The following is a 19,499-nucleotide window of genomic DNA, read 5'->3' as shown; positions in this document are numbered from 1 at the left end:
GCGAGCACACGAGGAGGGGGCGTATCCGGTAGTCCGGATACGCCCCCTCCTCACCTTCGGCAGCCGTAGGCGCCCTACGCTCCGCGCAGCACCGCGCCGGTACGCTCCGCGGCCAGTGCGACCGCCGCGTCGCGGGCCGCCGTGGCCTCGTCGACGGTCAGCGTGCGGTCCGGGGCCCGGAACCGCAGTGCGTACGCCAGGGACTTCTTGCCCTCGCCGATCTGCTCGCCGGTGAAGACGTCGAACAGCCGCAGCGATTCGAGGAGTTCACCCGCGCCGGCGCGCAGTGCCTGCTCCACCTCGGCGGCGGGCACGTCCTGCTCGACGATCAGCGCGACGTCCTGCGTCGCCACCGGGAAGGTGGAGATCCGCGGCGCCTGGAGCGCCCCGTCCACGGCCTGCTCCAGGACGTCGAGCTCGACCTCCATGGCGCAGGTCCGCTCCGGGAGGTGAAGCTCCTTGATCACGCGCGGGTGCAGCTCACCGGCGTGCCCGAAGAGGGTCTCCTCGCCGTTCACCGTGACGTACAGCGCGGCGCAGCGGCCGGGGTGCCACGGTGCGTGCTGGTCGTTGCGGACGGTCAGCTCCACGCCGGCCTCGCGCGCGACGGCACGAGCGGCCTCGACGGAGTCGGCCCAGTCGGCCGGGCGGCCCTTGCCCCACCAGCCGGCCTGCTCACGGGCGCCCGCCAGGACGACCGCGGCGCGGCGCGGCTGACGCGGCAGCGCGGCGTTCAGTCCGGCGATCTCGTCGTCGGTGGGACGACGGTCGACGGGCAGCCGCACGGCCTTGGTCTCGTCGCCGGTGGGCCGGAAGACCAGGCCCGTCTCGAAGAGCGCGAGGTCGTGGCTGCCGCGGCCGTCGTTGCGTCGCAGCGCGCCGAGCAGACCCGGCAGCAGCGTGGTGCGCAGCGCCGGCTCCTCGTCGGAGAGCGGGTTGACGAGCTTGACCGTACGGCGGCGTGCGTCGTCGGCGTCCAGCCCCAGCTGGTCGAGGACCGCGTCGCCGATGAACGGGTAGTTCAACGCCTCGACGTAGCCGGCTCCGGCGAGCGCCCGGCCGATCCGGCGGTGCAGCCGCTGGCGGTCGGTGAGTCCGCGCCCGGACGGCGGCGTCGGCAGGGTCGACGGGAGGTTCTCGTAACCCTCCAGCCGGATGACCTCTTCGGCGAGGTCGTTCGGCTCGCTCAGGTCGGGCCGCCAGGACGCCACCGTGACCAGGAGCTCGTCCTGGCCGTAGACGTCGCAGCCGACCTGCTGGAGCCGGCGTACGACCGTCTCGCGGCCGTACGCGACACCGGCGACGCGGTCCGGGTGGTCCGCGGGCATCGTGATGGTCCGGGGTCCGGACGGAGCGGTGACCTCGGTGACACCGGCCTCGGCGGTGCCGCCCGCGAGCAGCACCAGCAGGTCGACGGTGCGCTGCGCGGCCGCGGCCGCGGCCTGCGGGTCCACGCCGCGCTCGAAGCGCTTGGACGCCTCGGAGGACAGCTTGTGGCGGCGCGCGGTACGGGCGATCGAGATCGCGTCGAAGTGCGCGGCCTCGATGACGACCTCGGTGGTGCTGATCTCACCGTTCTGGACGTCGGCGATCTCCGTGTTGGCACCGCCCATGACACCCGCGAGGCCGATCGGGCCGCGGTTGTCGGTGATGACCAGGTCCTCGGCGTCCAGGACCCGGACCGTGCCGTCGAGCGTGGTGAGCTTCTCGCCCTGCTGGGCGCGGCGCACCCCGATCGGCCCGTCGACACGGGTGCGGTCGTAGGCGTGCAGCGGCTGGCCGAGCTCCAGCATCACGTAGTTGGTGATGTCGACGGCGAGCGAGATCGGGCGCATCCCGGCCTTCTGCAGCCTGCGCTGCATCCAGATCGGGGAGCGCGCCTCGGAGTCCAGGCCGACCACGGTGCGCGCGGTGAACCTGTCGCAGCCGATCGGGTCGGCGACCTTCACCGGGTAACCGAACGCGTTCGGCGCGGGGACGTCGAGGAGCGCCGGGTCGCGCAGCGGCAGCCCGTACGCGATGGCGGTCTCACGGGCGACACCGCGCATGGAGAGGCAGTAGCCGCGGTCGGGTGTGACGGCGATGTCGAGGACCTCGTCGACGAGCTGGAGCAGCTCGATCGCGTCGGTGCCGACCTCGTGCTCCGGCGGCAGCACGATGATGCCGTGCGTGCCGTCGTCGCCCATGCCGAGCTCGTCGGTGGAGCAGATCATGCCGTGCGAGGTCCGGCCGTACGTCTTGCGCGCGGCGATCGCGAAGTCGCCGGGCAGGACGGCGCCCGGGAGCACCACGACGACCTTGTCGCCGACGGCGAAGTTACGGGCTCCGCAGACGATCTCCTGCGGCTCACCGGTGCCGTTGGCGAAGCCGACGTCGACGGTGCAGAAGCGGATGGGCTTCTTGAAACCCTCCAGCTCCTCGATGGTCAGTACCTGTCCGACGACCAGGGGGCCCTTGAGCCCGGCGCCGATCTGCTCGACGGTCTCGACCTCGAGTCCGACGGCGACGAGCTTGGCCTGTACGTCTCGGCCGGTCTCCGTCGCCGGCAGGTCGACGTACTCCCGCAGCCAGGAAAGCGGGACGCGCATCAGATCTCCATCCCGAACGGCCGGGTGAACCGGATGTCACCCTCGACCATGTCTCGCATGTCTTCGACGTTGTGGCGGAACATCAGCATCCGTTCGATGCCGAACCCGAAGGCGAATCCGCTGTACTTCTGGGGGTCGACGCCGCAGGCGATGAGCACCTTGGGGTTGACCATGCCGCAGCCGCCGAGTTCGATCCAGCCCTCGCTGCCGCAGGTGCGGCAGGGGCGGTCCGGGTTGCCGACGGACGCGCCGCGGCAGACGTAGCAGACCATGTCCATCTCGGCGGACGGCTCGGTGAACGGGAAGAAGTTCGGCCGCAGCCGGGTCTTCATGTCCGGGCCGAAGAGCGCCTGGACCATGTGGTCGAGGGTGCCCTTGAGGTCGGCCATGGTGAGGCCCTCGTCGACGGCGAGCAGCTCGATCTGGTGGAAGACCGGGGTGTGCGTCGCGTCGAGCTCGTCGGTGCGGTAGACCCGCCCCGGGCAGACCACGTAGACGGGCGGCTCGCGGTCGAGCAGGGTGCGGGCCTGGACCGGCGAGGTGTGCGTGCGCAGCACGACGCCGGACTCGTCACCCGTGGTCGGCTTCCCGTCGGCGGTGGTGCCCTGGACGAAGAAGGTGTCCTGCATCTGCCGGGCCGGATGGTCGGGCACGAAGTTCAGGGCGTCGAAGTTGAACCACTCCGCCTCGGCCTCGGGGCCCTCCGCGATCTCGTAGCCCATGGCCACGAAGACGTCCGCGACACGCTCCATGATGGTCGTCAGCGGGTGGCGGGCACCGGCCTGGGCGCGGTCGTACGGCAGCGTGACGTCCACCGCCTCCTCGACCAGCACCCGGGCGTCCCGCTCGGCCTCCAGCTCCGCCTGACGGGCGGCGAGGGCCTTGCTCACGGCGCCGCGGGCCTGGCCCACGCGCTTGCCCGCCTCGGCCTTGGCCTGGGGCGGCAGCGCGCCGATCTCCCGGTTGGCGAGGGACAGGGGCGAGGTACCACCGGTGTGCGCGGTCTTCGCCTGGGCGAGCGCGTCGAGGTCGCCCGCGGCAGCGAAGGCGGCGAACGCCTCGTCCCGCATGCGCTCGATCTCTTCCGGTTTCAGTGCCTCGACCTCGACTGGGTCGTACGACTTGTTCGGTGCCGACATCTCTTCCCGTGCTTCCGATTGGCTGATGGCGCGGCCCCGCTCGACGACTGGAGGACGCAAAGGTGCCAAAGGTCGAGTCTAAAGGCCACGAGGGGCGGAGGAAGCCCGCGGGCTGCTCAAGCCAGGTAGGCCGGAGCTCCCACAGGCAGAATAAATCGGAATTCGGCGCCGCCGCCGGGGCCCCGGCCGACCGTGATCGTGCCGCCGTGCGCCTCGACGATGCCCTTGACGATGTAGAGGCCCAGCCCGGTGCCGCCGCGCTTGCTCCCCCGCCAGAAACGGGTGAAGACACGGCCCATCGACTCCTCGGGAATGCCGGGCCCTTCGTCGCTCACGGTGACGGCTGTTCCCTTCTCGTCGCTCTTCGATGGTGCGGGCGCGACCTCGATGGTGACGGTTCCCTCGCCGTGACGCACCGCGTTTTCCAGCAGATTGCCCAGTACCTGGTCGACCTTGTCCGGATCGGCCCACACCGCGGGCAGCGGCTGCCGGGTGCGGACGAGGAAGCGGTCGGGCGCCTGGCCGTTCGCGGTGAGGGCCTGGATGTGACGTTCGACGGCGGCGGAGAGGTCGACGGGCTGGCGGCGCAGCTCCAGCCGCCCCGAGTCGATCCGGGAGATGTCGAGCAGCTCGGCGATGAGCCGGGTGACCCGGTCGGCATCGGCGTCGACCGTCTCCAGCATCAGCCGTTTCTGGTCGTCGGTGAACCGTTCCCACTTGGCCAGCAGGGTCGCCGTGAACCCCTTCACGGAGGTCAGCGGGGAGCGCAGTTCATGGGCGACGGTCGCGATCAGCTCGGCATGGCTGCGCTCGGTGCGGCGGCGGGCCTCGGTGCCGCGCAGCGTGACCACCAGCCGGCGTACGGGACCGGTCGGGTGCTCGCGTACGTACCGGGCGGAGACGAGCACCTCGCGACCGCCGGGGAGCAGCAGGTTCCGCTCCGGCTGGCCGATCCGGGTGGCGAGGCCGCCGTACGGGTCGGTCAGGGTCCACCAGCGGCGGCCTTTGAGGTCCTCCAGCGGCAGCGCGAGTTCCAGCGGCCGGCCCAGCGCGGCGGTCCTGGGCACGGCGGTGATCCGGGCGGCCGCGGAGTTGAAGCAGACGACGGTGCCCTGCTCGTCGGCGATCACGAGGCCGTCGGGGAGATCGTCCGGGTCGACGGCGATGACAGGGTCCGCGGCGGTTCCCTCGGCGCCGGGACCGCCGTCGTGGGCCTGTACGCCCGTGCCGTCCGGGCCCCGGTCGGCGCGCGTGACGGCCGCTCGTGTCTCGCGCGGCCTGCTCATGCCGACAGACATACTCCCGTACCCCACCTCTCGAACCGGTGCAGTGGGCCCCCGAGTTCGTCACCCTACTAGTCGCCGGTGACGGAGCGACACCCCGTGGGGGCGCACTGCTGCGATGCGCCGGTCGACGTGGCGCGGGGCCCGGGCGCGGGCGGTCAGCCGGTGGTGCGGCGGGGGCGCTGGGCGCGCGCGGAGGCGTACAGGCAGACGGCCGCCGCGGTGGCGAGGTTGAGGCTCTCCGCCTTGCCGTGGATCGGGACCCGTACGACGGCGTCGGCCAGCGCCCGGGTCTCCTCGGGCAGCCCCCACGCCTCGTTGCCGAACACCCAGGCGGTCGGGCCGCCCATGGTGCCCGCGTCCAGCTCGTCGTCGAGGTCGTCGTCCCCCGCACCGTCGGCGGCGAGGATCCGTACGCCCGCGTCCCGCAGCCCCTGCACGGCCCGCTCGACCGGTACGCCCACGGCGACCGGCAGATGGAAGAGCGAACCGACGGACGCGCGCACGGACTTGGGGTTGTACAGGTCGACGGAGGCGTCGGTGAGGACGACGGCGTCGGCGCCCGCGGCGTCGGCGCAGCGCAGCACCGTACCGGCGTTCCCGGGGTCGCGTACGTTCGCGAGGACGGCGACCAGGGTGGGCTTCGCGGCGAGGATGGTCTCGAACGGCGAGTCGAGGAACCGGCAGACGCCGATCAGTCCCTGCGGGGTGACGGTCTGCGACACGTCGGCGAGCGTGTCGCCGTCCGCGAGGTGCACCCGGGCACCGGCCGCGTGGGCGGCGTCGATGATGCCGGTGTACCGCTCGGCCGCCTCGACGGTGGCGAAGAGCTCCAGCAGGGTCGGCTCGCCGTCGCTGCCCCGGTGCTCGGCCGCCTCACGCACGGCCTGCGGCCCCTCGGCGATGAACCGTCGCTCCTTGCCGCGGAAATTGCGCCTGGCCAGGCGCCGGGCTGCGGCGACGCGCGGCGATCGCGGGGAGATCAGTTCGGGGGTGCCCATGGTCGGCGGCGGGCCTCTCTGCGTGCGGAGGTACGGAACAGGTCGTGCAACGCACCGGACCCGCAGACGACGAGCGCCTGCGGGTCCGGCTCAAAAGCCAAGAAGTGCGGCCTGGATCAGGCGGCCTTCGGGGCGTTGACGTCGCTCGGGAGGGCCTTCTGGGCAACCTCGACGAGGGCGGCGAACGCGTTGGTGTCGTTGACCGCGAGCTCGGCCAGGATCTTGCGGTCCACCTCGATGTTGGCGGCCTTCAGACCCTGGATGAGGCGGTTGTACGTCATGCCGTTCTGGCGGGCAGCGGCGTTGATGCGCTGGATCCACAGCTGACGGAAGTCGCCCTTGCGCTTCTTGCGGTCGTTGTAGTTGTAGACCAGGGAGTGGGTGACCTGCTCCTTGGCCTTGCGGTACAGGCGCGAACGCTGACCGCGGTAACCGCTGGCGGCCTCGAGGATCGCCCGGCGCTTCTTGTGGGCGTTGACTGCCCGCTTGACGCGTGCCACTTGTTAACTCCTTGTAGCGGGGCCGTGGTTGGACTCACACGGCCCGGAAACGAATTGGTCCCGGTGTGATCGAGGTCGTGCCCCCGGGCTCACCGGGGGCCGGACCTCACTTGCCGAGAAGCTTCTTGATCTTCTTGGCGTCGGCCGGAGCCACGACGACCGTGCCGGTCAGCGAGCGGGTCTTCTTGGACGACTTGTGCTCGAGCAGGTGGCGCTTGCCGGCCTTCTCACGGAGCACCTTGCCGGAGCCGGTGATCTTGAAGCGCTTGCTGGCACCGCTGTGCGTCTTGTTCTTCGGCATCGCGCCGTTCTCTCCTCGTAAGTGGCGCCCCTCGCGGTGCGAGCACCGGACAACAGGGGCGTCAGATCTTGGTGGGGATTCCGGGGGGACCCGGGGCCGCCTGGATGGCGACCCTGAGGTCACGCCTCGGAAGGTGTCTCGTCCGAAGCCTCGGGCTGCGCTTCGGCCGGAGCCTCGGCAGCCTCTTCCGCAGCCTCGGCGTCGGGGGTGTAGCCCTGACGCTCCGCCTTGCGGGCGGCCTGGGCCTCACGGGCCTCGGCCATGGCTTCGGTCTTCTTCTTGTGCGGGCCCAGAACCATGATCATGTTCCGGCCGTCCTGCTTCGGGTTCGACTCGATGAAGCCGAGTTCCTCGACGTCCGAAGCGAGACGCTGGAGCAGACGGAAGCCCAGTTCGGGGCGGGACTGCTCACGACCACGGAACATGATCGTGATCTTGACCTTGTCGCCCTGCTTGAGGAACCGGACGACGTGACCCTTCTTGGTGTCATAGTCGTGCGGGTCGATCTTCGGCCGGAGCTTCATCTCCTTGATGACCGTGTGCGCCTGGTTCTTGCGCGCCTCACGGGCCTTCATGGCCGACTCGTACTTGAACTTCCCGTAGTCCATGAGCTTGCACACGGGCGGACGGGCGGTCGCCGCCACCTCGACCAGGTCGAGGTCGTACTCCTGTGCGAGTTCCAGGGCCTTGGCAAGCGGAACAATCCCGACCTGCTCGCCGCTGGGACCGACAAGTCGCACCTCGGGAACGCGAATCCGGTCGTTGATGCGGGGCTCGGCGCTGATGGATCCTCCTCGGTAGCACCACGCGGCCGTCTGGCGGACAGCCACGTAACGTCTGTTTCGTGAGACCAACCGCACCAGTGCATGAAAAATGCCCCGGACGGGACACAGGCGGGGCTCCTGAAAAACCGGAACACCGCCGCGGTCTGTCGCGGGGCGCATCGGGCGGCTCCATCGTCCGTACGGAACGATGGGCGCCACCTGACCGGTGACCTGCCGTCCCGGAGGACGGTCAGGTGGGAGATCGGAGCCTCCACTTGTGGGCCGGGCACATAGCTGCCCAGCCGGTCGTTACACAAGGTTAGCAGCTCACCGGGGCGGGCGCTAACCAGCTGCCGCACGCCGCTCCCGCAGACGGGACGCCGTCCGCGTGGGCATATCGTATGGCGCATGAGTGACGCGACCCCCAGCAGTGAAACCCCCGGCTTCGACGACATGGCCCGCGACATCGCGGAGGTCCCCGCGGTCGAGGTGATCGTGACGGTCGCCGTCAACCTGATGAGCGCGGCCGCCGTGAAGCTCGGCCTGACCGAGGACGGCGACAAGCACAAGGACCTCGACGAGGCCCGCAAGCTGGTCCACGCGCTGGCCGGCCTGCTCGACGCGAGCACCACGGAGATCAGCTCCTTCCACGCGGCGCCGCTGCGGGACGGGCTGAAGTCGCTGCAGCTCGCGTTCCGCGAGGCGTCGATGGTGCCGGACGAGCCGGGCCAGGGCCCGGGTGAGAAGTACACCGGACCGGTCTTCGGCTGAGCCGCCGCCTCCCGCCCCCTGCCGAACGCGACGAGCCCCCGCCCGGAAGGGCGGGGGCTCGTCGCGTTCGTACGCTCACACGGGGCGCGGTCGAACAGCGGCGCACCCGGGGGGGGGGCGTCGGACGGCAGCAGCGCCAGGTCCAGGCCGTGTACCAGGCGGCCCCGCAGCACCTCGTCGGCGGCCAGTGACTCCGCGACCCGGCGGGCCGCCTCGGCGGGGGCCGCACCGGGTGCCATGACCAGGGCGAGGGTGCCGCCGGACCGGCCGGGGACGAGGTGGGCCCGCACGACCGAGGGCTCGGCGGCGACCGCGTCCCGTACCGCGGAGACGACCGCCGGGTCGTCCAGCGGATCGGCGCTGGTGCGCCCCTCGGCGAGAGCCAGCAGCGCGGAGCCGGTCAGTTCGTAGGCGACGGGGCCGGCCAGGTCGATCACCACCGTGTCCGCCTTCTCGTGCGCGGCCGCTTGCAGCGCCTGGTGCAGCGGTACGGCGACGGGACGGGCCTGCGGGTCCCAGCGGGCCAGCGAGGCGGTCGAGGTGAAGGCGGGCAGTGCGCGGCGGTCACCCGCCTGGAGGGTGGGCACGGCCATGTCGCTGGTCTTCTCGCGCCGCAGGCCGTTCTCGTCCTCCTCCACCTCGCCGAGGACGGCGACGACGGGGACCAGGAGCCGGGCGCCCCTGAGCGCTTCGAGGACCGGGCCGACGGCTGTCCGGTCCTCGGCCCAGGCGGCGAGTGCCGCGGTCAGTGCGGGATCGGCCGCGCCGTCGTCGTCGGAGTAACCGGGGTCCGGAATGTTCTTCTGCGCCACAGGGCGAGCGTAGTCGGTGCGGTTTCCCATCAAGCCCTCAGGTGGACCACAGCCCTCTGCCAGGCGCCCTTCCTAGCGTCGGGCCCATGCCCCTGACGAAGATACGTACGTCCGCGCTGTCCGCATCAGTGACGGCGGTGATCCTGGCCGGTACGGCCGCGGGAGGCATGTGTCTGGCGGGCCGGTCCCCGGATCCGGCGCACCGTTCCGTGGCCTCCGTATCGTCGGCGGCGTCCACGTCGCCGGCCGCGGCCTCGCCGGACCCGGCCGTGACGAGCGAGGAGCCCGAGGTGGATCTGGACGCGGAGCTGGCAGCGGCGGTGGCGCCGCTGGCCGGCGACTCCGACGTGTCGGTCGCGGTGCTGGACAGCGACAGCGGGACCGGTGCGGTGTACGGGAAGCAGACGTACGCCACCGCGAGCATCGTGAAGGTCGACATCCTCGCGACACTGCTGCTCCAGGCGCAGGACGACGGACGGAAGCTGACCGCCTACGAGCGCGGCCGGGCCGTCACCATGATCGAGAACAGCGACAACGACGCGGCGACCGCACTCATGCGGGTGATCGGCGGGGCGTCCGCGCTCGACGCGGCCAACCGGCGGTTCGGACTGACCGGGACGACCGCCGCGACCGCGTGGGGGCTGACGCGCACCACATCGGCGGACCAGCTGACGCTGCTGAGGACGGTGTTCGGCACGGAGTCGGAGCTGACCGCGGACTCCCGCGCCTATCTGCAGGGGCTGATGGGGCAGGTGTCCGCCGGACAGCACTGGGGAGTGTCGGCCGCGGGCGGCGACTGGGCGCTGAAGAACGGCTGGATGCCACGGAGCTCCACCGGCCTGTGGGACATCAACAGCATCGGACGGGTGAAGGCGGCCGGGCGCACCTACCTGGTGGCGGTGCTCTCCTCCGGGCAACCGACGATGGCGGCCGGCATCCGGCGCGTGGAGAAGGTCGCGAAGGCAGCCGTCGGGGTGCTGGCGGATGCCGGATGAGCCGCGCTCCGGCCGCCACCGGGTGACGGCCCGGCCTCAGCGGCGCGCGAAGGGCTTCCTGTCGCGCCACAGCAGCACGGCCAGCGCCAGCAGTACGGCTCCGAGGCCGCCCGCGACGGGGGCCAGCCATCCCGCAGGGGCGTCGTCCCGGTGCTGCGGGGCGGGGCCGGGCCCGAAGTACTGCTTGTGGTAGCCGGCCTCCGCGGAGCCGTCGGCCCGGGCCGAATCGGCCCGCAGACCGGCCGGCCGGAGCCTGCCGCCCTCCTCGATCGCCGCGGCCGGATCGACGGTCCCGTAGCCCCGGGAGTCGTCGCGCCCGCCCTCGGGCGAGCTGCGGGCGGTGTCCGTGAGGAGCTTCTTGATCTGGGCCGGCGACAGGCCCGGGTGGGCTGCCCGGACGAGGGCCACCGCACCGGAGACGAACGCGGAGGCGGCCGAGGTGCCCCACTCGACGTAGTAGTGGTGGTCCGGGGCGGGGACGACTATGTCGACCCCCGGCGCGCTGACGGTGGCGTACCAGCGGCGGGTCGAGAACGACGCGTGGGTGCCGTACCGGTCGACGGCGGCGACCGCGATCACCCCGGGGTAGGCGGCGGGGTACGAGATGTGGTCGCCCTTCTCGCCCCCGTTGCCCGCCGACGCCACGACGACCGCGCCCTTCTTCAGCGCGTACTGGACGGCGGCGTCCTCGTCGCCCTCGGGGTGCGCGGACGCGCTGTCGTCACCGAGCGAGAGGTTGATGACGTCGGCGCCGTGGTCGGCGGCCCAGCGGATGCCGTCGGCCAGCGCCGTACCGCGGGACTCGCGGGCCTTGGCGCGGGACGGGTCGGAGGCTTCGAGGATCACCCGTACCGGGAGGATCTTGGCGTCGGGGGCGATGCCGAGCACTCCGTCGCCGCGGCCGACGCCGTGGCCGCGGCCGGCGATGATGCCGGCCATGGCGGTGCCGTGCCGGGCCCACGAACGGTCGCCGCGCCGGGCACCGAAGCCGATCATGTCCTTGCCGGGCAGCACCTGCCCCGCCAGGTCCGGAAGGCTGCCGTCGACCCCGGTGTCGACGACGGCCACGGTGATCCCCTTGCCCCTGGTGGTCTGCCAGGCCCGGTCGGTGTGGAGCGCCTGGAGGCCCCACTGCTGCGGCCGGATCGTGTCGGCGCGCGCGGGTACCGCGGGGAGCAGGGCGAACGCGGTGGCGGCGCAGAGCGCGCCGAGTGCGCGTCGGCGGTGACGGGTGCTCATCGCGGCTTCTCCGAGAGGTCGGTCACGGTCCGGCGCAGGCCGCGCTCGATCCGGTCGGCGATGCCCTTGGCCTCGTGGCCCAGGCCCGCCTGGGCGGCGGCCGTGGCGGCGTCCGCGGCCACCGCCTCTGCGACGGGCTGCGGGTCGCCGACGGTGCGCCCGTCGGCGAACCCCGAGACGGCGAAGACGACGACCGGCACCTCGGTCAGTACGTGGACCGTCCAGCTGGCGCGCTGCTTGTCGCCGAACCCGGCGGCGACGGTGTCCTTGACGGCGTACGCGCGGGGCATGAGGTCGGTGCGCGAGTCGAGGTGCTGGTCGGTGAATCTGGTGCTCAACGCCCGCATCTCCTCCATGCCGCCCTCGGTGAAGACCATCCCGACCGTGGTGACGCTGCTGGACGTGGCATCGGTGTAGGTGGCGCGCAGCAGCCGCTCGCAGCCGACCGGGCGGAGCGTCTTGAGGAGCAGCGGATCGAGAGCGGTGGCGCAGCCGCTGTCCGGGGCGACGGCGACCCGGGTCCAGACCCGGTCCGCGCCGCCGGGTCCCGCGCCCTCCCCCTTGAGGGTGCGCGGGAAGAGGGTGTCCACGGGGACGTCGCGCCAGGCGTCGCGGCCGGCGGCGTACGCGTCGCGGGCGCCGGCGTCGGCCGAGGAGTCGCCGGTGAGGTAGCTGCCGGTGACCGCACCGCCGATCAGCCCGAGCCCGAGCACGACGCAGACCGCGGCGGCGGCGGTTCTGGCGGGGTGGCGGGTGCGGACGGGGCGCAGCCGGGTGGTGGTCTCGGCAGGCGTCTCGGGTCCGGGGTACGGCCGGTGGGCGTGCGGCAGCGGGACGTGGAAGCGCGGGTGCGGCGGGAGCGGTGCGGCACCGGGCGGCGGAGTGAGTTCCACGGCTCCGACCGGCCGCCGGCGGGTCGCGGCGTGCGGCGGCGCGGCGGGACGCGGCGGGAGCGGTGGCGTGGCGGAGGCCGGAGGCACGGGACGGAGCCGCGTGGTCGTCTCCACGGGCTTCTGCTCCGGCGCCGGGTTCGGTGCCGGACCCGGGTTCGGGCCGGTCTGCGGCTCCGGGTCCGTCCTGGGCGCGGGGGGTGCGGCCTGAACCGGGATCCTCGGGTCGACGGCCTGCCCCGGTTCGCCCGGGGGCGCTGCGGGGCGGGGCGGCACCGTCGGGCGGGGCGGCACGGGAGCGCGCTGCGCCTCGGTACTCATCCGCCCCCCTGGTCCACGTTCCGTACCGCTCGCGGATCACCTTCACAGGCAGGCCCGTTGGTCGCCGCGTGGTGTCACTCTACGGGCTCGGAGGGGCCGGGTGGGAGCCGGGCGACGTACCCCGGGGGATCTGCCCGGATCGCCCCTCTACCCAGTGATTGAGGCGTCTGGCAAGCTGCGGCCATGACTGCCCGTGCCGCTGACCGGTCCCGTTACAACCGGGCCACCGCCCATCTCGACGCGCCGATCGCCGTCGTCGATCTGGACGCCTTCGACGCCAACGCCGACGACCTCGTCCGCCGTGCCGCCGGGAAGCCGATCCGGGTGGCGAGCAAATCGGTACGGTGCCGGGCCCTGCTGGAGCGGGTGCTCGCGCGGCCCGGCTTCGCCGGGATCATGTCGTTCACGCTGGCCGAGTCGCTGTGGCTGGCCCGGGCCGGGTTCGGCGACGTGCTGCTGGCCTATCCGTCGGCCGACCGGTCCGCCTACGCCGAGCTGGCCGGCGATCCGAAGCTGGCCGCCGCCGTGACCGTGATGGTGGACGACCTTGCGCAGCTGCAGTTGATCGACGCGGCGCGGGCCGGGGGCCAGGAGGAGATCCGGGTCTGCCTGGAGCTGGACACCTCACTGCAACTGCTCGGCGGCCGGGTCAGGATCGGGGCGCTGCGCTCCCCGCTGCGCTCCCCCGCGCAGCTGGCCGAGCTGGCGCGCTCGGTGGTCCGCAGGCCGGGTTTCCGGCTGGTCGGGCTGATGGCGTACGAGGGGCACGTCGCCGGGGTCGGGGACGCGGTCGACGGCCGGCCGCTGCGCTCCCGGGCGGTGCGGCTGATGCAGACGGTGGCGCGCAGGGAGCTGGCGGTCCGGCGGGCCGAGGTGGTCCGGGCGGTGCGCGCGGTGGCGCCGGACCTGGAGTTCGTGAACGGCGGCGGTACCGGCAGCGTGCAGCACACCGCGGCGGAGTCGGCGGTGACCGAGATCGCGGCCGGATCGGGGCTCTACGTACCGCGGCTCTTCGACAACTACACCTCGTTCACGGCCCGTCCGGCGGCGCTGTTCGCGCAGCCCGTGGTGCGGCGGCCGGGCGTGGGTGTGGTGACGGTGCTCGGCGGCGGCTATCCGGCGTCGGGCGCCGCGGGTGCGGACCGGCTGCCCGTCCCGTACCTCCCGGAGGGGCTGCGCTACGACCCGCAGGAGGGTCCGGGCGAGGTCCAGACACCCCTGCTCGGCGCCCCTGCCGACGATCTGCTGATCGGCGACAAGGTGTGGTTCCGGCACGCGAAGGCCGGGGAGCTGTGCGAGCGGTTCGACGAGCTGCAGCTGATCGAGGGCGACCGCGTGACGGCGACGGTGCCGACGTACCGCGGCGAGGGGCGGACCTTCCTCTGACCTGATGCCTCCGGCCGGGCCGGGGCGGCCGCCGGACCACGGCCGGGGTCAGGGGACCACGGAGCTGCCGACGCCCCCGCTCGTCGCGCTGTCGCCGATCGGCCGGATGGCCCGGGTGATGGTGTCCATCAGGGCGGGCTGCGGTCCGTCAGGGCCGGCGTCGAAGGCGTAGCGCACGATGACCGGTGCCTCGCCGCCGGCCGACGAGGGGAAGACGAGCGACTGCACGTAGCCGCCGGGCCCCTTGCCCGTGGTGACCCGCCAGCGCACCTCGTAGCCCGTGCGGCCCGCCACGCTCACCGATGCGGCGCGGAGCTGCTCGTGGGCGACGATGCCGCCGTGGATCCGGTCGCCCACGACGTTCTCGCCGTACGCCAGGCGAGCGGCGGTGGTGATGTCCTTCCTGGCGAGGGCCTCCGGTGAGGTGCTTTCCGTCCCGCTCGCGGTGCGGCTGGTCACCGTGGCGTGATAGCAGAAGTCGGAGGAGTCGCCCGGGCAGGGGTAGGACCCGGCGGTGCGCATGGTCAGCACCCGCTCGACGGTGGTCTGCGGCTTCTCCCAGCCGTCGGGGATCGGCAGCGTGATGCCGTTGAGCTGATCGACGAGCAGCCCGGGGTCCGGGGACGGGCTGTCGCCGGGGGCGGTGGGGGTCGTGGTGACGGCCGTCGCCGTCACGCCGGGTGCGGACCCCGGCTCCGTACCGCTGTCGTCCCTGCCCAGCAGGACGGCCCCGGTGACGGCCGCGCCGACGACGAGCAGCCCGGCCAGCGCGATCACGGCGACGCGGGCACCGCCGCCGCTCGCGCCGCCGGTCGTCCGCGCGGTCGGGGGCGACGGCTGGGGCACGGCCGCGGCCGGGCGGGTGTGAGCGGTCCATGCCGTGCCGTCCCACCACCGGTCGGCGCCCGGTGCGGCGGTGTCCGGGTACCAGCCGGGCGGTGTCGCGTCGCTCATCCCTCCACTCTAGGCTGCGGCCTCCAACGGGGTTACGGGGCCGGGGTGTTCGCCCGGCCCCCTGATCCGGCGACGGCGGCGGTCAGACCGGTGTGACGTACGCGCCGGAGATGCCGCCGTCGACGAGGAAGTCGGTGGCGTTGACGAACGACGAGTCGTCGCTGGCGAGGAACGCGACGGCGGCGGCGATTTCCGTCGCCTCGGCGAACCGGCCGACCGGGATGTGCACCAGCCTGCGGGCCGCGCGCTCCGGGTCCTTGGCGAACAGCTCCTGGAGCAGCGGGGTGTTGACCGGTCCGGGGCAGAGCGCGTTGACCCGGATGCCCTCGCGGGCGAACTGCACACCGAGCTCGCGCGACATGGCGAGGACACCGCCCTTGGAGGCGGTGTAGGAGATCTGGCTGGTGGCCGCCCCCATGACGGCCACGAAGGACGCCGTGTTGATGATCGAGCCGCGGCCCTGCCGCCGCATGTACGGCAGTGCGGCCTTGCAGCAGAGGTAGACGGAGGTGAGGTTGACGTCCTGGACGCGCTTCCATGCCTCCAGCCCGGTGGTGAGGATGGAGTCGTCGTCGGGGGGCGAGATGCCCGCGTTGTTGAAGGCGATGTCGACGGAGCCGTAGGTGTCGTGGGCGGCCTTGAAGAGCGCCTCGACCTGTTCGGGGTCGGTGACGTCGGTGCGTACGAAGAGACCGCCCACCTCGTCGGCCGCGGCCTTGCCCGCGTTCTCGTCGATGTCCGCGCAGACGACGTGGGCGCCCTCGGACGCCAGTCGGCGGGCGGTGGCCAGGCCGATGCCGCTGCCGGCGCCGGTGATGACGGCGGTGCGGCCGGCCAGGCGGCGGCAGATGTTCCCGGTGTCCGTGGTCATGCCGGTTCAGGCCTCCGTACTGATGAAGACGTTCTTGGTTTCGGTGAAGGCGGTCAGGGCGTCGGGCCCCAGTTCCCGGCCCAGACCGGACTGCTTGTAGCCGCCGAAGGGGGTCCAGTAGCGGACGCTGGAGTGGGAGTTGACGGACAGGTTCCCGGCCCGGACCGCCCGGGAGACGCGCAGTGCCCGGCCGACGTCCCGGGTCCATACGGAGCCGGCGAGGCCGTAGTCGGTGGCGTTCGCGAGCCGTACGGCGTCCTCCTCGTCCTCGAAGGGCAGGACGACCGCGACCGGTCCGAAGACCTCCTCGGTCGCCACCGGGGAGCGCGGGTCGACATCGGTGAGCACCGTGGGCGGGAACCAGAAGCCGGGTCCCTCGGGGGCGCTGCCCCGGATCGCGACCGCCCCCTCGGGGACGTATCCGCGTACGCGCTCCAGCTGGACCCGTGAGATCAGCGGGCCCATCAGGGTCTTCTCGTCGGAAGGGTCGCCGACGGCGACCGACTCGACGGCCGGGGCGAGGAGTTCGAGGAAGCGGTCGTGGACGGAGCGCTGCACGAGGATGCGGGTACGGGCGCAGCAGTCCTGGCCGGCGTTGTCGAGGAACGCCATGGGCGCGGCGGCCGCTGCCGCCTCGATGTCGGCGTCGGCGAACACGATGTTGGGGCTCTTGCCGCCGAGTTCGAGGGTCAGCCGCTTCACACGCTCGGCGCAGGTCGCCATGATCTGTCTGCCGACGCGGGTGGAGCCGGTAAAGACGATCTTGGCGACGCCGGGATGCTCGACGAGGGCGTTGCCCGTCACGTCGCCCGCGCCGGGCAGCACCTGGAAGAGATGTTCAGGGAGGCCCGCTTCCCGTGCCAGCTGTGCGAGCCGCAGCGCGGTGAGCGGGGTGGTCTCGGCAGGCTTGAGGATGACGGCGTTGCCCGCGGCGAGGGCCGGGGCGGCGCCCCAGGCGGCGATCGGCATGGGGAAGTTCCACGGGGCGATCACACCGACGACGCCGAGGGGTTCGAGCAGGGTGAGGTCGATGCCGCCCGGTACCGGGATCTGCCGGCCGCTCAGCCGCTCGACTCCCCCGGCGGAGAAGTCGAGCAGGTCGCGGACGTTGCCCGCCTCCCAGCGGGCGTTGGCGAGCGTGTGGCCGGCCTCGCGGACCTCCAGCCCGGCCAGTTCGTCGCGGTGTTCGTCGACCACGACGGCGAAGCGGCGCAGCAGCCGGGCGCGGTCCGCGGGGGCCGCCGCGGCCCAGGTGCGCTGCGCGGCGGCCCCCCGGGCGACGGCCGTGCCGACCTCGGCGGCGCCGGTGGACGGGACGGTCGCCACGACTTCTTCGGTCGCCGGGTTGAGCACCCGGTGCTCGGTGGGCTCGTCGGTCTCGGTCATGTCCTGCCTCACAGCCGTTCGAAGGAGCGGCGGATCTCCCAGTCGGTCACCGCGGTGTCGAAGGCATCGAGTTCGACGCGCGCCATGTTGAGGTAGTGCGCGACGACCTCCTCGCCGAAGGCCGCCTTCGCCACCTCGCTGTGCTCCCAGAGACCGGCCGCTTCACGGAGCGTGGTGGGGACGTGGTCGTACCCGGCGGTGTAGGCGTTTCCCGTGCACGGTTCAGGGAGTTCGAGCTTCTGCTCGATGCCGTGGAGACCGGCGGCGACGAGCCCGGCGACGGCGAGGTGGGGGTTGACGTCGCCGCCGGGCAGCCGGTTCTCGAACCGCATCGCGCGGCCGTGGCCGACGACTCGGAGGGAGCAGGTGCGGTTGTCGTGTCCCCAGGCGACCGCGGTCGGGGCGAAGGAGCCGGGCCGGAAGCGTTTGTACGAGTTGATGTTGGGGGCGTAGAGGAGGGAGAACTCGCGCAGGGCGGCGAGCTGTCCGGCGAGGAAGTGCCGCATCAGCGGGGACATGCCGCCTTCCTCGCCCGCCATGACGTTGCGCCCGTCGGCGTCCTGGAGCGAGAGGTGGATGTGGCAGGAGTTGCCCTCGCGCTCGTTGAACTTGGCCATGAAGGTGAGCGCGACACCTTCCTGGGCGGCGATCTCCTTGGCGCCGGTCTTGTAGACGGCGTGCTGGTCGCAGGTGACCAGGGCCTCGTCGTAGCGGAAGACGATCTCGTGCTGCCCGGGGTTGCACTCGCCCTTGGCGGACTCGACGGTCAGCCCCGCGGCCGCCATCTCGTTACGGATGCGGCGCAGCAGCGGCTCTACGCGGCCGGTGCCGAGGACCGAGTAGTCGACGTTGTACCGGTTGGCCGGGGTCAGATCGCGGTAGTCGCGGTCCCAGGCCTGTTCGTAGGTGTCCTGGAACACGATGAATTCGAGCTCGGTGCCGACGTGGGCGGTGAGGCCGTGCCCGGCGAGCCGCTGCAGCTGGCGGCGGAGGACCTGGCGGGGGGCGGCGGCGACGGGCGAGCCGTCGTCCCAGGCGAGGTCGGCGATGACCATCGCGGTGCCTTCGTTCCAGGGCACCCGGCGCAGGGTCGCCGGATCGGCGTGCATCGCGAAGTCGCCGTATCCGCCCTCCCAGGAGGACATCGCGAAGCCGTCGACGGTGTTCATCTCGGTGTCGACGGCGAGCAGGTAGTTACAGCCCTCGGTGCCGTGCTCCAGGACCTCGTCGAGGAAGAAGGCGGCGGCGAACCGTTTGCCCTGCAGTCGTCCCTGCATGTCCGGAAAGGCCAGGACGACGGTGTCGATCTCGCCGCTTCCGACGAGGAGCCGCAGCTCCTCGACCGCGAGCGGGGGTGTTCGGTCTGCCACGGGAAGATCCTCCTTCGGTCAGCCGGTCGGTCTTAAGGTATGGGTGAGAACCATTGTTGGGAAGGGAAGACGGGACGTGGCGAAGGAAAGCGGATCCGTCGATCGGCTGCGGCCGTCGCTGCGGCCCGTGCGGGCGGGCAACGGGTTCGAGGAGGCGCTCGAACAGATCCTCCAGGTGGTCAGGCTCGGCCTGGTGCCGGACGGCGGGCGACTGCCCGCCGAGCGGGAACTGGCCGAGCTGCTCGGAATCAGCCGCGTGACCCTGCGCGACGTCCTGAAGGTGCTCCAGGAGCAGGGGCTGGTCGAGAGCCGGCGCGGCCGGTACGGCGGTACGTTCGTGCTCACCCGCACCGACAGTCCCGGCGAGGCCGAGCTGCGCCGCCGGCTGGCAGCCGTCGACCTCGAGGACGTCCTGCGGCTCCGTGAGGTGCTGGAGACCGGGGCGGCCGGACTGTGCGCCACGCACGGCCTGACGGACGAGGGTGCGGAACGGCTGCGTACGGCTCTGGCTGCGACACACGAAGCACCTCTGCCCGACTACCGCAGGCGTGACACCCTTCTCCATCTGGCGCTGGCGGAACTGTCCGGATCCCCCTCACTGGCCGCGCAGTACGCGGCCGTCCGGGCCACGGTCAACGACCTGCTGGACTGCATACCGCTGCTCGTACGGAACCTGGAGCACTCGCAGCACCAGCACACCGCGCTCGTCGAGGCGGTGCTCGACGGGGATCCCGAAGCGTCGCGTGCGGCGATGCGCGAGCACTGCGCGGGCACGGCGGCACTGCTGCGCGGGTTCCTGGCCTGACGGCTTGCGCGGCCGCCCACCGGCACGCAAAGGTATGTCACGGCACCATTCCCGCACCGCTTTCCACGCCCTTTCCCCACACGATTCCCCGCACCGCTTCTCAGCACCGTTTCCCGGCAGCGT

17 protein-coding genes and 1 pseudogene are annotated in these 19,499 nt (G+C 72.4%); 4 read left to right on the top strand and 14 right to left on the bottom strand.

Features of this window, described 5'->3' with window-relative positions; all coding sequences use genetic code 11:
* Positions 1-74: 74 nt before the first annotated feature.
* The 7 genes from pheT to infC form a co-directional block, all read right to left on the bottom strand.
* Positions 75-2,588: a phenylalanine--tRNA ligase subunit beta gene (gene pheT, locus ACFVXE_RS19340; protein WP_389672455.1), complete on the bottom strand. Its 2,514-nt coding sequence runs from the start codon at positions 2,586-2,588 to the stop codon at positions 75-77.
* The gene (gene pheS / locus ACFVXE_RS19335; RefSeq protein ID WP_389672453.1) at positions 2,588-3,727 is read right to left on the bottom strand and encodes a phenylalanine--tRNA ligase subunit alpha; all 1,140 of its coding nucleotides are present in this window, start codon (positions 3,725-3,727) and stop codon (positions 2,588-2,590) included. Before pheS ends, pheT begins: the two co-directional genes overlap by 1 nt.
* A 116-nt stretch (positions 3,728-3,843) precedes the next feature.
* Positions 3,844-5,025, bottom strand: coding sequence for an ATP-binding protein (locus ACFVXE_RS19330; protein ID WP_389672452.1), 1,182 nt, complete (start codon positions 5,023-5,025; stop codon positions 3,844-3,846).
* A gap of 143 nt (positions 5,026-5,168) precedes the next feature.
* Complete coding sequence (locus tag ACFVXE_RS19325) at positions 5,169-6,011, bottom strand: TrmH family RNA methyltransferase (RefSeq protein WP_389672450.1); 843 nt, start codon at positions 6,009-6,011, stop codon at positions 5,169-5,171.
* A 116-nt stretch (positions 6,012-6,127) separates the two neighbouring features.
* Positions 6,128-6,511 carry a 50S ribosomal protein L20 gene (rplT, locus tag ACFVXE_RS19320; protein ID WP_389672449.1) on the bottom strand — a complete coding sequence of 128 codons (384 nt, stop codon included), beginning with the start codon at positions 6,509-6,511 and terminating at the stop codon, positions 6,128-6,130.
* A 106-nt stretch (positions 6,512-6,617) separates the two neighbouring features.
* Positions 6,618-6,812 (bottom strand): 50S ribosomal protein L35, encoded by a 195-nt coding sequence (gene rpmI, locus ACFVXE_RS19315; RefSeq protein ID WP_030918579.1) that lies wholly within the window; start codon positions 6,810-6,812, stop codon positions 6,618-6,620.
* A gap of 119 nt (positions 6,813-6,931) precedes the next feature.
* Positions 6,932-7,642, bottom strand: coding sequence for a translation initiation factor IF-3 (gene infC, locus ACFVXE_RS19310; protein ID WP_389672447.1), 711 nt, complete (start codon positions 7,640-7,642; stop codon positions 6,932-6,934).
* 342 nt (positions 7,643-7,984) lie between these two features.
* Between infC and ACFVXE_RS19305 the strand changes: the two genes are divergently transcribed.
* Positions 7,985-8,347: a DUF1844 domain-containing protein gene (locus ACFVXE_RS19305; RefSeq protein ID WP_389672445.1), complete on the top strand. Its 363-nt coding sequence runs from the start codon at positions 7,985-7,987 to the stop codon at positions 8,345-8,347.
* A gap of 86 nt (positions 8,348-8,433) precedes the next feature.
* Here the strand turns inward: ACFVXE_RS19305 and ACFVXE_RS19300 are convergent.
* Positions 8,434-9,159: pseudogene (locus ACFVXE_RS19300) on the bottom strand (SseB family protein); the annotation flags it as partial.
* Positions 9,160-9,245: 86 nt separating this feature from the next.
* Here ACFVXE_RS19300 and ACFVXE_RS19295 point away from each other — a divergent pair.
* Positions 9,246-10,154: a serine hydrolase gene (locus ACFVXE_RS19295; RefSeq protein ID WP_389672444.1), complete on the top strand. Its 909-nt coding sequence runs from the start codon at positions 9,246-9,248 to the stop codon at positions 10,152-10,154.
* 36 nt (positions 10,155-10,190) lie between these two features.
* Here the strand turns inward: ACFVXE_RS19295 and mycP are convergent, their stop codons facing one another.
* Both mycP and ACFVXE_RS19285 read right to left on the bottom strand, forming a co-directional pair.
* Positions 10,191-11,393 (bottom strand): type VII secretion-associated serine protease mycosin, encoded by a 1,203-nt coding sequence (gene mycP / locus ACFVXE_RS19290; protein ID WP_389672442.1) that lies wholly within the window; start codon positions 11,391-11,393, stop codon positions 10,191-10,193.
* Positions 11,390-12,286, bottom strand: a complete 897-nt coding sequence (locus ACFVXE_RS19285; protein WP_389672490.1) for a hypothetical protein — start codon at positions 12,284-12,286, stop codon at positions 11,390-11,392. The genes mycP and ACFVXE_RS19285 overlap by 4 nt, the downstream gene beginning before the upstream one ends.
* 501 nt (positions 12,287-12,787) lie before the next feature.
* On the opposite strand from ACFVXE_RS19285, the gene ACFVXE_RS19280 reads away from it, so the two are divergent.
* Positions 12,788-13,990 (top strand): amino acid deaminase/aldolase, encoded by a 1,203-nt coding sequence (locus ACFVXE_RS19280; RefSeq protein WP_389672440.1) that lies wholly within the window; start codon positions 12,788-12,790, stop codon positions 13,988-13,990.
* A gap of 48 nt (positions 13,991-14,038) precedes the next feature.
* On the opposite strand, the gene ACFVXE_RS19275 is transcribed toward ACFVXE_RS19280, so the two are convergent.
* The 4 genes from ACFVXE_RS19275 to ACFVXE_RS19260 form a co-directional block, all read right to left on the bottom strand.
* Positions 14,039-14,944, bottom strand: a complete 906-nt coding sequence (locus tag ACFVXE_RS19275; RefSeq protein ID WP_389672438.1) for a DUF2510 domain-containing protein — start codon at positions 14,942-14,944, stop codon at positions 14,039-14,041.
* An 82-nt stretch (positions 14,945-15,026) separates the two neighbouring features.
* Positions 15,027-15,815 (bottom strand): 3-oxoacyl-ACP reductase, encoded by a 789-nt coding sequence (locus ACFVXE_RS19270; RefSeq protein WP_389672437.1) that lies wholly within the window; start codon positions 15,813-15,815, stop codon positions 15,027-15,029.
* 6 nt (positions 15,816-15,821) lie between these two features.
* Positions 15,822-17,201 (bottom strand): aldehyde dehydrogenase family protein, encoded by a 1,380-nt coding sequence (locus ACFVXE_RS19265; RefSeq protein ID WP_389672435.1) that lies wholly within the window; start codon positions 17,199-17,201, stop codon positions 15,822-15,824.
* Between the two features lie 8 nt (positions 17,202-17,209).
* Positions 17,210-18,571, bottom strand: coding sequence for a glutamine synthetase family protein (locus ACFVXE_RS19260; protein ID WP_389672433.1), 1,362 nt, complete (start codon positions 18,569-18,571; stop codon positions 17,210-17,212).
* Between the two features lie 76 nt (positions 18,572-18,647).
* On the opposite strand from ACFVXE_RS19260, the gene ACFVXE_RS19255 reads away from it, so the two are divergent.
* A complete protein-coding gene (locus ACFVXE_RS19255) occupies positions 18,648-19,376 on the top strand; it encodes a FadR/GntR family transcriptional regulator (RefSeq protein WP_389672431.1) in 729 nt (242 codons plus the stop codon).
* Positions 19,377-19,499: the final 123 nt, after the last annotated feature.

It is taken from the genome of Streptomyces sp. NPDC058231 (genome assembly GCF_042882275.1).
GTDB lineage: Bacteria > Actinomycetota > Actinomycetes > Streptomycetales > Streptomycetaceae > Streptomyces.
The sequence above is the reverse complement of the archived record's forward strand: the minus strand, read 5'-3'. Positions and strand labels throughout refer to the sequence as shown.

Bases quoted from the DNA above. Each gene is read 5' to 3' on its own strand.
- pheT (WP_389672455.1), bottom strand. From the start codon at position 2,588: ATGCGCGTCCCGCTTTCCTGGCTGCGGGAGTACGTCGACCTGCCGGCG.
- pheS (WP_389672453.1), bottom strand. From the start codon at position 3,727: ATGTCGGCACCGAACAAGTCGTACGACCCAGTCGAGGTCGAGGCACTG.
- ACFVXE_RS19330 (WP_389672452.1), bottom strand. From the start codon at position 5,025: ATGTCTGTCGGCATGAGCAGGCCGCGCGAGACACGAGCGGCCGTCACG.
- ACFVXE_RS19325 (WP_389672450.1), bottom strand. From the start codon at position 6,011: ATGGGCACCCCCGAACTGATCTCCCCGCGATCGCCGCGCGTCGCCGCA.
- rpmI (WP_030918579.1), bottom strand. From the start codon at position 6,812: ATGCCGAAGAACAAGACGCACAGCGGTGCCAGCAAGCGCTTCAAGATC.
- ACFVXE_RS19305 (WP_389672445.1), top strand. From the start codon at position 7,985: ATGAGTGACGCGACCCCCAGCAGTGAAACCCCCGGCTTCGACGACATG.
- ACFVXE_RS19295 (WP_389672444.1), top strand. From the start codon at position 9,246: ATGCCCCTGACGAAGATACGTACGTCCGCGCTGTCCGCATCAGTGACG.
- mycP (WP_389672442.1), bottom strand. From the start codon at position 11,393: ATGAGCACCCGTCACCGCCGACGCGCACTCGGCGCGCTCTGCGCCGCC.
- ACFVXE_RS19280 (WP_389672440.1), top strand. From the start codon at position 12,788: ATGACTGCCCGTGCCGCTGACCGGTCCCGTTACAACCGGGCCACCGCC.
- ACFVXE_RS19275 (WP_389672438.1), bottom strand. From the start codon at position 14,944: ATGAGCGACGCGACACCGCCCGGCTGGTACCCGGACACCGCCGCACCG.
- ACFVXE_RS19270 (WP_389672437.1), bottom strand. From the start codon at position 15,815: ATGACCACGGACACCGGGAACATCTGCCGCCGCCTGGCCGGCCGCACC.
- ACFVXE_RS19265 (WP_389672435.1), bottom strand. From the start codon at position 17,201: ATGACCGAGACCGACGAGCCCACCGAGCACCGGGTGCTCAACCCGGCG.